The sequence below is a fragment of the Prosthecobacter sp. genome (assembly GCF_044378005.1).
Classification (GTDB): domain Bacteria; phylum Verrucomicrobiota; class Verrucomicrobiia; order Verrucomicrobiales; family Verrucomicrobiaceae; genus Prosthecobacter.
This window is the reverse complement of record NZ_JBILYB010000005.1, coordinates 61,343-73,874: the sequence shown is the minus strand read 5'-3', so window position 1 is coordinate 73,874 and position 12,532 is coordinate 61,343. Positions and strand designations below refer to the sequence as shown.

Genomic DNA, 12,532 nt, shown 5'->3' with positions numbered 1-12,532 from the left:
CGACCGCCACGCCGTGTTACGGGACGAGGTGCCGTAGGCTCCCAGGTGGCGTAATGGATCAGGGATTGGGTCAACGGAGACTGCCGTCCCTCGCGCCGGATTGCGGCGTGAGGAATCCGAGCCGGGGCAAGATGCTGCCGCTCTGCGGATCACATGAGGGTACCCCTGAAGGGGCAGGAACGAGATGCATGGCCGGAAACCCTCAGCCATTCCCTCTGAGCAACCGCCGGTTTAACACAAATGACCTGCGACCCAATCACCAAGCCGCACCCACCTCGCTCCGGGCGATGGGCTTGAGCTTGGCAATCTTGGGCTCGCCGATCTCGATGCCCGCCGTGGCGGGGATGCCGAGGTCTTTGACGGCGACGGTGTTGGCTTTCCAGGTGATGCCGCCGAGGTCGCAGAGGGCTTCGATAAGGGTGTACTTGGGAGAGGCGATTTGATTGCCCTCAAAGACGGTGTCGATGGGAGCCAGCGAGGCGTCTTTGCCATCGCTGACGCCGATGGTGATGGGGTGCTCGCAATTGACGAGGGTGTTGCCGGTGATCTTCGCGCGCTGGACTTGGAAGTAGCGGTTCGCGGGTGAGTTTGGCACGCCGAGCATGAGGCAGATGGAGGAGCGAGCTTTGTCGCCAGTGAGGTTTTCGAGGTAGTTGTCCCGCACGAGGTGGTCCTCCCCGATGATGCGGATGCCGCCGGTGCCATTGACTTCATTGCCGATGAAAACATTGCGCTCGACGGTGCAGCCGTTGCCATGGCGCAGCGTGAGGGTGCCGCCGACTTCGAGGAAGGTGTTGTCACGGTAAAGGTTGCCGCAGGATTTGTTCGAGATGCACTCGGCCTCGCCGTTGCACTTCTCAAAGAGGTTGTGCTCGACGATGCAGGCGGCGGCCATCATGGAGGTCTTGCTGTCGCCGAGGCGGATGGTTTCGCCGCCGTTCTTGCCGAGCTTCTCACGCGGGCCGAAGTAGTTGTGATCGATCTGGTGCTCCCCGTCTCCCTCTTTGCCAAGCCAGACGACGAAGGTGGTCCCCTTCCCTGTCTTGCCGCTGAAGCTGCAATGGTCCACTCGGTGGCCGATGCCGTAGAGCCCGAGCCAGCGGCTCTCCTGAGTGCCGTCCTCCTTCAGCGTGCTGGTGATGGCGCAGTTCGTTAGCCGACAATGATTGGCGAGCGTCTTGGAATCTTTGCGGAAGAGGATGATGTCGCCAACACTCGGATCAGGTTCTTTGAAATGCAGCCCGTCGATGACGAGATGCTCGCCCGTGAGACGGAGCGTGCTCTTGCCGGTGAAGATCGTCTTGCCGGGCACAGCGGCTTTCAGCGTGATCGGCGCGGCCTTCGTGCCAGTGCCGATGAAGAGAAGCTCCACGTCGCGAAATTCACCCTCGGGAAGGACCAGGGTATCTCCGGGCTGAGCAGCAGGCAGCGCGGCGGGATCGGTGACGGGAATGTCCTTTGCCTGAAGGAGGGTGACGAGACCGAGGAGAGGAAGGAGGGCGCGCATGGGTGGGCCATGAAGGCGCGCGAACGGCATCCAGCAAGGTGCTTTCACTGAGCGAGCGCCGCGAGAACGGGATCACCGGTGGCGAGGAGGAGCGAGGCGGCGGCGGGCATTTCAGAAAGGTGGTGACGAAGCGTGCCGCGCTCGATGAGGGCTTCGGTGGGAAGCTGGGCGAGGACATTCAACAACGCCTGCGCGGCCTCGGGTGTATCCATGCCTGCCAGGCTGGCGGCGGCGGCGCGACGCACCTCGGGATTCGGATTCAGCGCTGCCTGGGCGAGGCCCTCTGTGGCATAGGAATTGGTGATCTGCTCCAGTGCGGCGAGCGCACGCTGCTGCTGGCCGGGACGGAGTTCGGAGCCTGTGGCGAGTTCGACGATGTGGGCGATGGTATCGGCATCGGCGCTGCGGGAGAGGGTGCGGTTCACGGCGTCCAGCACCGTTTCATCCGTGGCAAAGGCAAGCGCGGAGGTGACGAGTTCGAGACCGTTGTCCGTGCTCAGAGCATCTAGCGCGGCGGCCATGTGCAAGCGGGTGATGTTATCCTGCTCAGCATGGACGGCATCTGACCAGGCCTGCATGGCTTCATCCGTGCCGAGGGCGATGAGTTCATCGCAGAGACTGGCTTTCTGAGTGCGCAGGGTGGCGGTCTTTAACTCGGCGGTGATGTCGGAGAGACTGCGGTTGGTTTTCTGAAGGATGGGCTTGGAGGTAGAAGAAAGCTCCAGGCTTTCGACGGGTGAGACGACGGAGATGGTTGGGGCGGCTTTCGAGACAGAGATCGAGGAAGGAGCCGACACCCGCCAGGAGGCGGCGAATGCAATGATCAGAGCCGTGCCGAAGCAGGTGAGAAGCAGAGGCGTTTTCATGGCGGGTGTCGGGTGAGCTTTTGATCCGGAATGCCAGGGGCTTATGATCAGCGCAGAGTCACTGTGCCAGGGACGAAAGTGCTCAACCCTGAGATCACGAAGTCATAGTCCGCCTCGTCGCTGTCGTTGGACTGGATCCGCAGCGTGCGGCTGTGAATGCCGGTGCCGATCGGTTTGTAAGTCACCGTGAACGTAGTGCTGCGTCCTGGCAAGATTTCGGAAGCCGGGCTGGTGGTGACGCGGAAGTGGACTGGGGCAGGCACGGGCGTTGGCTGTGGGACGGGGATGTCACGCACTCCACCGGCAGGTGTAGTCACAGGAGTCACCTGGACGAGTGGCACGCGGTTGCCATCGATGTTGTTTGCGTTGCTGATGCGCAGAGTGTTGTGACCGTCATTGCGAATGGTGAAAGTGCGGGTGACGGCGACGCCAGGGCGGGTCGTGCCGAAGCTGGTGTGATCGCCCGATTCCGATGTCGTGTCGCCATCGAGGATGATGCGATTGTTGCCCAGCACGGTGATCTCAGGGAAGGCAGCGCGACGGTCGAGTATCAACCGGTAGGTTCCCTCGAAGGCAGCCTGGGCATTGAGGCGGATAGTATAGGTGCCTGCCGCCAAGCTGATGTGAAACCTGGCATTCCCGGAGGTCCAGCCGGGGAAGCCTGTCGCATCCAGATTGGCCCCAGGCTGGGTGGCATTGACGGCGACCAGCGCGCCTGAAGCATTGAGGATCTCGCAGCGGGTGGGCGTGGTGCCTGTGGTGTAGATGGTCATGCTCGAGATCTCTGCCAGAGTCACTCGGAAGCAGTCGATGTCATTGCTGCGGTTGAAGTAACCGAGGCTTGTGGAGGTGGAGCCGATCCGGGTCGCCGCAGCAGGCGTGTTGCCATGGTCATCAGGCAGGCTGCGGAAGGCGTTCACCATGCCGAAGCCAGTCTCGCGATCCCAACCACGTGCTCCCATGTCACGGCTGCCAGAGCTCATCAAATCTTCCACCTGGGTCGGAGTCAGGCCTGGTTGCTGGGAAAGAATGAGAGCGGCCACGCCAGCAGCATAAGGACAGGAAAACGAAGTGCCATTGGCTGAGCGGGCAAGGATGGACGCCGAATTGTTGATGTTCACCGCACGCACCACCGTGGCGACTTCTTCACCTGGGGCGACGAAGTCCACCCCGCCGGCACCACGAGTCGTGGCCCTGCCGAACTGGGAGAATGCGGTGCGAGTTCCAAAACGATTGACCGCACCAATGCCAAGCACATGGGGACTTGCCGCAGGCCAGGCGATGAAGGGATCGCTGTCGAAGTTCTCGACCTTGTTGGCACTGTTGCCCGTGGAGGCGAAATGCATCATACCATCTCGGCGGGTGCTTTCGAAGACTTCCTCGACTGCGTCGATGGCACCAGACTGGCCCCAAGAATGAACGGTAATACGTGCTCCTTCATCGCGCGCTCTTTCCAAGCCTTCGATCAGGTTGCTGTCATCACCATCCAAGCCGATGCGCCCGTTGTCTCTGCGAAAGGCAACCGCCCAGCGGATGGACATGCAGCGTACGCCAGGGGCGATGCCACAGGAGGCGATGCCATTGTTCTGACGGCCTGAAATGCAACTGGCCACCTGGGTGCCGTGATCATGAACATCGTCTGCCAATGCGGGTGGTGTGCCGCCGCCCTCACGTTCTTCCGGGGTGAAGTCAAAGCCAGGCACCTGATTCAGCTCGGGATGTCCCTGCTGGATGCCCGCATCAAAGATGGCCAGGAGGATGGAGGAAGACCCCGTCGTGACATCCCAGGCCTGCGTGGCATTCATGTCGAAGCCAGCAACGCCGCTGCGCAGCCCCGTGTTCTTCAGCCCCCAACTAATTGCTTCAGTAAAGGCTGGATCGCTGGCATCAGCATCCATCTCAGCCGTGAAACGGAAGTTTGGCTGGGCCAGCTTCACCCCGGCACGAGTCGCGATGGTGGCGGCGAGGTCCATCACGGCGCAGCCATCGCGGAGATTGGTGGTGACCTGATGAACCCCATCCCGGCTGAGGCGGCGAACGCGAGCGATGGCTGGATGGTTGAGAGCCTGGAGGAAGCGGTTCATGTCCTGCCCCGGCAGCAGCTTGAGCAGGAAGGACTGGGTAGGGACGAGTTCTTCGCCGTTCGCGCCTTTCAGAACAGGAGCGGCAAAGGCCACTTTGGGATTCCTCAACTGATCGGCAATACGTGCCCGGACGTGGCTGGACAATCCAGTTTTCACGGCGGTATCCGCCTGACGCAACACACGCGCCCAGCCTGCGGGACGGAGCTTCTGCACTTCCTGGAATTCAGGGCGGGCAGCGATGGACACTCCGTCCACCATCTGAACGGCGACCTGAGAGGTGTCTGGCTGAAGGGTGGCACGCCGTTTGTCAGCGCGGACGATGGAGAAATCCTGAGCGCCAGCGTGGAGGGCGGAAACGGACAGGAGCAAGGAGACGAGGAGGGTAGGTTTCATGGGAGGTATCTGGGTGAAGTTTAGCGGGGCCACTTGGTGCCCCATGCCTCCCGGATGCATGCTACCTCCGCGACTTGCGCAGATTCTGAAAAAAACTCCGCGTGGCTATCTCACCCGCTGAAACTCCGGCAGCATGACGACGCTCCACAGCGTGTCCGCCAGCGTCTGCTCGGTGAGTTCATTACCCAAGGCAGAGGTGATTTCGCTGAGCTCCATTTGGGTAGGCTCGCGGCAGAGCGTGGAAAGGTAGAGCCAGCGCGTGAAGGCGGGGAGATCGGCCCATTGCTTCTTCGCCATCAGGTTCTTGGCACCACGGGCGAGGGTGTCGGTTAAAATGGCACCGTTGGAGAGGTCGATGGCTTCCAGCGTGGTGAGGTCATCGGGGCGCATGGAGACGATCTGATCGCGGTTCGGGCGGCCCAGGGTGCGCATGAGAAAGTCGCTCTTCATGAGGCTGGCGCGGATGGGCTGCTGGCTGCCGAGCGCGGCCTGGGCGAGCAGGGCGGGAGCTTCACGATTCACGGCGGCGGTCCAGACGGGCAGGGCTGCCACCACCGTGACGGGCTTCCAGCCTTTCGGTGGCAGGGCTCCGAGGCGGCCTTCTTTGCCAGCGGGCGCGGCGGTGTGGAACTCCCAGCTCGCGTCGGTCAGGATGGTTTGTTCGGGCTTTCCTTCCAGACGGATGCGGGATTCAAAGAAGGCTCCGGCGGCGTTTGGGCCATTGCCGGCGTTCTTGGCGATGATGACGATGTTGTTGGCTCCCTTCTTCAGCGCGGCATGGATGGGCGCGGCTTCGAGCTGGCTCCAGTTGTCACCGCTGCTCACCTTCCGGTTGTTCACGAAGAGGTCGAAACTGTTGTCGGCGGTGACGACGGCGCTGGCGCTGGTGGGCTCGGCATCGAGCTTGAAGGTCGTGCGCAGCGTGACGGTATCGCCAGCGGCAGGGGGACCGGCCTTGGCGCTGTCTCCCCAGATCCACTGGGCGCTGATCTGGATGGCTTTCGCGGCGGCGGGGTCGAGTTTGCCGCGCATCACCGGGGCATGCATCTTGGCAGGAGCCGTGCCGGTGAGATGCCAGATGGCGTCGATGAACTGCTCCGCCGTCAGCCTCTTGCTGCGAGGGCCGGTGTAGGTGTAGCCGTGGTCGTCGGCCCCTTTCTCCACCACTTCAGCCCGGCTCTGATAAGCCTGACTGGTGGCGATGTGCGCCAGCGTCTGCCGCAGGTCGTAGCCGTGATCGCTGAGGTAGGTGGCGAGGTGGTCGAGCAGGTCGCTGCTCCAAGGCTCTGTCTGCATGGCATCCAGCGGGTGGACGATTCCCCGGCCCATGAGGCGGTGCCAGAGGCGGTTCACCAGGGTGCGGGTGAAGCGGCCATTGCCCGGATGCGTGAGCAGCGCGGCGAGCTGCTTCAGGCGCTCGGGTTGGGAGGCTTTGGCATCCACCTGACCTAACTCAGGGAACAACCATGAGGCCGTGGCCAGCCGACCCGTGGGCTTGTCACAGCGGGTGATGTCCAGCGGGCGGGTGGAGTAGATGGCGGCCAAACCATAAGCTTCGTCCAGCTTCCAGCGGTCGATGAACGAGTCGTGGCAGGAGGCGCACTTCATATTGATGCCGAGGAAGCTCTGCCCCACGCTCTGCGCGAACTGGATCTCCACCGTCTGCCCGGCGCTCACCTCACCGCGCCATTTGATGCCGTCGATGAATCCCCGGCTCTCGTCCCCTGGCGGGGCGATGAGTTCCCGCGTGAGCTGATCCGCCGGCTTGTTCGTGGCCAGTGCTTCGTAGAGCCACTTGCTCACCTGCTTGCGTCCGCCGGTGATGAAGCCGGTGCCGCCGTAGTCGTTGCGCAGCAGGTCGTTCCAAAAGGTCAGCCAGTGCTCTGCATAGCCGAGATCATCGCTGAGCAGTGCCTGCACGAGCTTCGCACGTTTGTCAGCGGCCTTGTCCGCAAGGAACTTCTGAAGCGCCTCCGGCTGCGGCAACAAGCCCGTGAGATCGAGATAGAGTCGGCGGGCAAAGGTGGCGTCGTCGATGCCTTCGGGCACGGGCTTTTGATGCTTCGTGAGATAGGCATCGAGGATGCGGTCGATGGCGTGATCACGTCCCGGTGCGGAAGCGGCGGGCAGTTCCGGTTTGCGGGGTGCCAGCGTGGGTTCATAAGCGGGTTTTTTGAAGGCGAAACCTTCCTCCCACGGCACATCTGCGGCCACCCAACCTTTGAGCAAAGCGATCTCCGCTGCGCTGAGGCGATCCCCTTTCGGCGGCATCTGGTCATCGCTGTCCGTGGAGAGGATGACCTCGATGAGGCGGCTCTTGTCCACACTGCCCTTGGTAATCACCGGGCCGTTTTCGCTGCCTTCCAGCAGATCGGCGCGGGTGTTGAAGGAGAAGCCGCCCTTCTTCTTGTCGCCCGCATGGCACTCGGCGCAGTGCTTTTTCAGCAGGGGCACGATCTCATGGGAAAAGTCCACCGCACGGGCGGTGATGGAGGTCAGGAGCAGAAGGAGCAGGGAGCGAAACATTCGCGGAGAGAAACGAAGCCAGCCAGCAGGGTTCTTGCGGCAGAACTCGCCACCCATTTTCTGCGGCCAGTGCCAAGCCATGGTCAGCACGACGCCTCCAGATGCTGCATTCAAACCGAACGACGTGGACCGAAGGGGCGATTCCTTTCCCTGCCGTCGAGTGAGTATGGAGACCTTCTTTCCCTGACGCTGAACCTGATCCTGAGATGGAAGGGGCACCCTGAAACACGGTTCACGGACACATGCCGGCTTGTTGAGGATGGTTTGACCAAAGGGCTGGGCACTGCTCTTGTTTGCCCACAAACAATCCCTTTTTCCAAGCTCATGCCCTACATCGAACCTCACGGCCACATGGTCAGCCGGACCACTGACGATTACGAACGCATGGCACTGGCTGGCTGTGAGGTGATCTGCGAGCCGGCGTTCTGGGCGGGCTTTGACCGCGCCTCTGCCGAGGGCTTCTACGACTACTTCCGCCAGATCACGGAGTATGAACCGAAGCGCGCAGCACGCTTCGGCATCCAGCATTTCTGCTGGCTGTGCATCAACCCCAAGGAAGCCGAGGACATGAAGCTGGCGGAGGATGTGATGGCGCTCATCCCGCAATTCCTGAACAAGCCGAATGTGCTCGGCATCGGCGAGATCGGCCTGAACAAGAACAGCAGGAATGAGCTGCGCATCTTCGAGCAGCATGTGCAACTGGCGCAGGATCATGATCAACTGGTGCTGATCCACACGCCGCACCTGGAGGACAAGCTGAAGGGGACGAAGCTGATCGTGCAGGCGCTGAAGAACTTCCCGAAGATCACGCCGGAGCGGGTGATCATCGACCATGTGGAGGAGCACACGATCGACCATGTGCTGGATCAGGGCTTCTGGGCGGGCATCACGCTCTATCCTGAGAGCAAATGCACGCCACACCGGGCGATCGACATGCTGGAGCATCGGCGTGCAGAGCACATCTGGATGAACAGCGCCTGTGACTGGGGCGTGAGTGATCCCCTGGCGGTGCCGAAGACGATGCAGGCCATGCGCCAGCGCGGCTGGTCAGCAGAGATGATCCAGCGCGTGGCCTGGGATAACCCCCGCGCCTTCATGACACAGGGCGGCAAGTTTCAAAGCTGAAGTGACGACTGATACCGCTTACTGCATGTCGGGCCGCTGGCCGACGGTGACTGGCACGACGACGATCTGCCCATTTCGGAAGACGGTGAGAGTGGCCTTGCTGCCGGGAGCGAGCTGGCGGATCTCACTGAGCAGCTCGCGAGGGTTGCGGAAAGGCTTTTCATTCAAGGCAGTGACGACATCACCTGGCACAAGGCCGGCAAGCGCGGCGGGGGAGTTAGCATCGAGATCCGTGATGTAGGCCCCGGTGGTGGAGGTGCCGAGGCTGGCGTCAATGGCGACGGATTCGGAACTGAGTTCGAGCCCGAGGTAACCGGAGTTGCCGCCTTTGGATTCGGAGAGGATGGCGTCGATGACGGCCTTGGCATCGTTGGAGGGAACGGCCAGACCCACGCCCTGCCAGGCACGGACGCTTTCATCGCCGCGATAGATGGCGACGTTGATGCCGAGCATCTCACCCCGGATGTTGACGAGCGGGCCACCGGAATTGCCGGGATTGATGACGGTATCCGTTTGCAGATAGCTGAGCTGACTGTCACTGAGGTGACGGTCGCGGGCGCTGATGATGCCCTGGGTGACGGTGCCGCTGAGGCCGAAGGGATTGCCGACGGCGAAGACGATCTGGCCGACTTTGACGGCGTCGCTATTGGCAAAGGTGAGCGCAGGGAAGTCGTTCTTGGTGCCGTCAATTTTGAGCAGAGCGATGTCTCGCTCACGACTGGCTCCGAGAATACGGACGGGGTATTTTTTGTTGTCGTTGGTGGTGATCATGACCTCACTGACATCAGCGATGACGTGGTAGTTGGTGATGATGTGGCCTTCTTTGGAAATGATGGCTCCCGATCCGAGTCCGGGTACGACCTGCGGCCTGCCAGCGACGAGACCAAAGTAGGGATGCCAGGCGGTCTGGCCACGCCGAAGCGTGCGGGTGGTGACGCTGACGACGCTGGGCAACACGGCGGCGCTGAGCTTGGAAAACTCATCGTTCATGGCCGAGAGGATTTTTACGTCATCGAGATTGAGTTTCGGGGTCTCGGGAGCACTGAACTGCTCCTGGCCGGGCTTTTCACCACGCAGGAAATTCAGCAGGCCGTAGCCGGGCTGCTGGCCGCGCCAGAGGGAGAAAGCCGCTGAGGCGAGAACAAAAATGGCGAGGGCGAAGATGATGCGACGAAAAGTGTCCATGCGTGCGGCTACGATGCGCGATGCCTCACGGATGGCAAGCAGGCGGACGTGTATTCAGCTCGCGAGGCTACTTCTTGAACAGCACCAGCTCGCAAATGGCCCAGTCATTCGTGCTGGTGGTGCTGTCCTGGGTGATGCGCACAAAGCGCGCACGCTGCGGTGAGCTGAAGACGATCTCGATGAGCGGCCCTTTGCCTTCACCCTCGTTCACTTTGGCCCAAGTGCTGCCGTCGCTGGAAAGCTCGACATGGTATTTGCGGGGGTAGTCGCCTGAAGCCCCCTGACAATCGAGCGCGAGTCCGGCGACTTCTTCTTCGGCGGGCAATTCGACCTGGAACCACTGGCCGGGGGATTGGCGGGCCTTGGTGCTCCAGCGGTTGGTGACGTTGCCATCGGCGACGTTTTTGGCTTCCACCTCATTCTGGCTGGGTTTGTATTTCCAGGCAGAGCGCGGCTCGATCTGCGGGAGTTTGGTCTTCAGGCGCTGGGCGAGTGGAGGAATCGTGTTGAAGTAGTAGCTTTTGATGTTCGGCCCTTCCAGGAGCTGGAGCTGGTCAGGGCGCAGGACGGAAGCATACATCTCGACTTCAGCGAGCCAGCCGGAGAACTGATCGGCTTTGCCCACCATGACGGATTTGGCATCGGCGACACGTCCAAGCTGCAGCTTGGTCAGTGGCTGCTCGGGTGCGGGGAGACTGGTGCCTTTGGCATTGAATCCTTTGTCCGAGCCATCTCGGGCTCGCATCGCCGTCTCCCCCGAGTCGGCGGCCCAGGTCAGCGCGGCGGTCACAGGCTTGGTGCCATCGACATCCTTGCTGGTGATGCTGCTGCGCTTGCCGCTGTCGTTGATGAACTCAGCGAGGAGATGTTTGTCCTTGGTCACTGAAAGTGAGACGCTGCTGCCACTGGCATTGAGCAGGGTCAGGACCCGAGTCGGCAGGCTGGCGGAATCCGCCTGGAAGACGATATTGAGGGTGAGCCCGCGCGGGGCTTTGACTGCGCTGGAGCCAAATGGGAAGTGGGCGGACTCTTTGCCTGGATCCGTCAGAAGGAGGGCTGAAGGTTTGTCATTGCGTGGATGGAAATCAAAGGCCACACGACCGCTCTTCACATTCATGTGATTCCAATTCTGCCGCAGTGGGGCGTAGGTGGCTGAGTTTTGAAAAGCACGCATGACATTGCTTTCGCCGCGCTTGGCCAGGTCATGCCATTCAAAGATGGGCTCGTTGTTATTGGCGGAATGTGGACGCCCTGTGGCATCCTTGGTGTTTTTCACCTGCCCTATGTTGGAGACGAGGTGGAGGACCAAATCATCATCCTGGGGCGGATACTGACGATCATTGGGAAGCTGGAAGATGATTTTTTCCCCACCGCTGGATTTGCCAGCGGCTGGTGCCCTGGCGACTTCGTTATCACCGTCATTCTTCGAGCCGCCTCCCACCAGGAACATGCCGATGATCAGGATGACCAGGACGCCGATGCCTATCAGAGCATACTTTTGAATCTGTGAGACGCCGTGAGTTTTGACGGGGCTCGATGCCGGGGCTGGACGTCGCGCTACCTGGGGGCGCTGCGGTGTGGCTTTCTGCTTCGCTGAAGGAGCATGGATCTGCGTCGTGCGCGCGGCAGTCTCCACGATGGGTTGCGCCTGCGGAACAGAACCCGTCTGATAAGCCGGTACCTGCCCTGTCTGATAAGCGGGAACCTGTCCCGTCTGATATGCCGGGACCTGCCCTGTCTGGTAATACATGGCCTGCACCGGAACGGAACTGGTGGTGGGAGACGCCATGGGAGGCACTGATCCCGTGGGATACATGGCCTGAGGGTAGGGCGCTGGCACCGGGGCGTAACCCATCGGCATCCACGGCATGACCTGCGGGGCGGAGGCCATTTTTTCCCAAGCACGAAATTCTTCGATACCCTGCTGAGCCGAGGCGGGGCGGTCCTCGGGCTTGCAAGCCATGAGGCGCATGACCCAGGCTCCGAGCCACGGCGGCACATGCGGGGCCACAATGTGCAGTGGCACGAGATCGTGATTGATGTGTTTGTCGATCACGCTCGCCACGGTCTCTCCATCAAAGGCTTTGCGTCCGGAGAGCGCTTCATAAAAGACACATCCGAGGGAATAGAGGTCTGTTTTTTCATCCACCGGCTTCCGGGTCATCTGCTCGGGAGCCATGTAGTGAATGGAACCCATCACGGAACCGCTCTGATCCTCCGTCTGCTTGCGTGCACGCAATCCTGAGCGGGCGAGACCAAAGTCGATGATCTTTGACTGCATGCGGCCACCGGGCAGCCGCTCGACCTTGATGTTCTCGGGCTTGATGTCGCGGTGCAGGATGTGGCGCTGATGCGCGGCCAGCAGCCCTTCCATCGTCTGACTCGCCAGTTCTTTGAAGTCATCGTAATGCAACGGCCCGCGTGCGACGACGTCGGCCAGATCTTCGCCTTCGAGCAGCTCAAGGACCATGAAGAGCCCCTCCGCATCACTGGCGACATCGAAGACGGTGACTATGTTTGGATTGCGCAGGGAGGCCAGGGCATCCGCCTCACGGCGGAGATCGGCGATGAGTTTCTCATCAGCTCCGGCATCTTTAGAACTGATGAGCCGCTTGATGGCCACCCAGCGCTTCAGTTCATTGTCGTAAGCACGATAGACCGTACCAACGCCGCCTGCGCCGAGCTGTTCGTAGATCTTGTAGCGTTCCGCCATGAAAGTCGTGCTGAAGAGAATATGAGATTTAAGAAAGGAGAACCTGAATGCCCGCGCTTTGGCAAGGAGGATGTGTGGGAAAGTGCAGATCGTGTGCCATTGAAGTGAGACGAAGCTTGTCGGCTCTGCTGTT

The 12,532-nt window shown here is 61.2% G+C and carries 7 protein-coding genes; 1 reads left to right on the top strand and 6 read right to left on the bottom strand.

Annotated features, from left to right (window positions below):
- Positions 1 to 256: 256 nt before the first annotated feature.
- The 4 genes from AC6FTP_RS02045 to AC6FTP_RS02030 all read right to left on the bottom strand — a co-directional run bounded on the left by AC6FTP_RS02045 (position 257) and on the right by AC6FTP_RS02030 (position 7,376).
- Positions 257 to 1,507: a polysaccharide lyase 6 family protein gene (locus tag AC6FTP_RS02045; RefSeq protein WP_497205236.1), complete on the bottom strand. Its 1,251-nt coding sequence runs from the start codon at positions 1,505 to 1,507 to the stop codon at positions 257 to 259.
- Between the two features lie 44 nt (positions 1,508 to 1,551).
- Positions 1,552 to 2,373, bottom strand: coding sequence for a HEAT repeat domain-containing protein (locus AC6FTP_RS02040; RefSeq protein WP_497205235.1), 822 nt, complete (start codon positions 2,371 to 2,373; stop codon positions 1,552 to 1,554).
- A 47-nt stretch (positions 2,374 to 2,420) separates the two neighbouring features.
- Complete coding sequence (locus AC6FTP_RS02035; protein WP_497205234.1) at positions 2,421 to 4,850, bottom strand: S8 family serine peptidase; 2,430 nt, start codon at positions 4,848 to 4,850, stop codon at positions 2,421 to 2,423.
- Between the two features lie 105 nt (positions 4,851 to 4,955).
- Positions 4,956 to 7,376, bottom strand: a complete 2,421-nt coding sequence (locus AC6FTP_RS02030; protein ID WP_497205233.1) for a DUF1549 domain-containing protein — start codon at positions 7,374 to 7,376, stop codon at positions 4,956 to 4,958.
- A gap of 324 nt (positions 7,377 to 7,700) precedes the next feature.
- Between AC6FTP_RS02030 and AC6FTP_RS02025 the strand changes: the two genes are divergently transcribed.
- Positions 7,701 to 8,501 carry a TatD family hydrolase gene (locus AC6FTP_RS02025; RefSeq protein WP_497205232.1) on the top strand — a complete coding sequence of 267 codons (801 nt, stop codon included), beginning with the start codon at positions 7,701 to 7,703 and terminating at the stop codon, positions 8,499 to 8,501.
- An 18-nt stretch (positions 8,502 to 8,519) separates the two neighbouring features.
- On the opposite strand, the gene AC6FTP_RS02020 is transcribed toward AC6FTP_RS02025, so the two are convergent.
- Positions 8,520 to 9,686: a S1C family serine protease gene (locus tag AC6FTP_RS02020; RefSeq protein ID WP_497205231.1), complete on the bottom strand. Its 1,167-nt coding sequence runs from the start codon at positions 9,684 to 9,686 to the stop codon at positions 8,520 to 8,522.
- 67 nt (positions 9,687 to 9,753) lie between these two features.
- The gene (locus tag AC6FTP_RS02015; RefSeq protein ID WP_497205230.1) at positions 9,754 to 12,399 is read right to left on the bottom strand and encodes a protein kinase domain-containing protein; all 2,646 of its coding nucleotides are present in this window, start codon (positions 12,397 to 12,399) and stop codon (positions 9,754 to 9,756) included.
- Positions 12,400 to 12,532 lie beyond the last annotated feature (133 nt).

Bases quoted from the DNA above. Each gene is read 5' to 3' on its own strand.
- AC6FTP_RS02045 (WP_497205236.1), bottom strand. From the start codon at position 1,507: ATGCGCGCCCTCCTTCCTCTCCTCGGTCTCGTCACCCTCCTTCAGGCA.
- AC6FTP_RS02040 (WP_497205235.1), bottom strand. From the start codon at position 2,373: ATGAAAACGCCTCTGCTTCTCACCTGCTTCGGCACGGCTCTGATCATT.
- AC6FTP_RS02035 (WP_497205234.1), bottom strand. From the start codon at position 4,850: ATGAAACCTACCCTCCTCGTCTCCTTGCTCCTGTCCGTTTCCGCCCTC.
- AC6FTP_RS02030 (WP_497205233.1), bottom strand. From the start codon at position 7,376: ATGTTTCGCTCCCTGCTCCTTCTGCTCCTGACCTCCATCACCGCCCGT.
- AC6FTP_RS02025 (WP_497205232.1), top strand. From the start codon at position 7,701: ATGCCCTACATCGAACCTCACGGCCACATGGTCAGCCGGACCACTGAC.
- AC6FTP_RS02020 (WP_497205231.1), bottom strand. From the start codon at position 9,686: ATGGACACTTTTCGTCGCATCATCTTCGCCCTCGCCATTTTTGTTCTC.
- AC6FTP_RS02015 (WP_497205230.1), bottom strand. From the start codon at position 12,399: ATGGCGGAACGCTACAAGATCTACGAACAGCTCGGCGCAGGCGGCGTT.